This is a genomic window from Corynebacterium hiratae (assembly GCF_009708045.1).
GTDB lineage: Bacteria > Actinomycetota > Actinomycetes > Mycobacteriales > Mycobacteriaceae > Corynebacterium > Corynebacterium hiratae.
Window position 1 is genome coordinate 1 of sequence record NZ_VIOG01000040.1, and the last position, 441, is coordinate 441.

A 441-nucleotide genomic window follows, 5' to 3' on the forward strand; every position below is an offset into this window, starting at 1 on the left:
AGGTTAAAGACGTGTTCCGATGCCCTTCTTGGTGCGAGAATCAAGACTATCTTCGATGATGAGCACGGGCTTTATGGTGCTAAACGCATCGCTGCAAGCCTCAACGACGATACGGACTTTCCTCCGATCAATCACAAGAAGGTCGCACGCATCATGAAATCCATGGGGCTTAAAGGCTTTACTAAACGGCGTCGATGCATCACCACCAGGCGCAAGCCTGGACATCGAGTCATGCCAGATTTAATAGGCCGCAAATTCACAGCTGACAGGCCGAACCACGTCTACGTAGGCGATATCACCTACCTGCCGTGTAAGTGTCAGATGCGAGTTTTTGGTACCGGTGTTCTGGGGACTCGGTACTGCCGTGTTCCGAGTAGTTGGTACCGGGCCGAGGGGTGCGTCGGCCCGGACGGGCTACAATTTCAGGGTGGAATCACAGCT

General features: G+C 53.5%; 1 protein-coding gene. It reads left to right on the forward strand.

The window, feature by feature from the left end; genetic code table 11:
* Window positions 1-441, forward strand: a 441-nt coding sequence (locus FME68_RS12950) for an IS3 family transposase (protein ID WP_158397785.1), incomplete at both ends; no start/stop codon positions are given.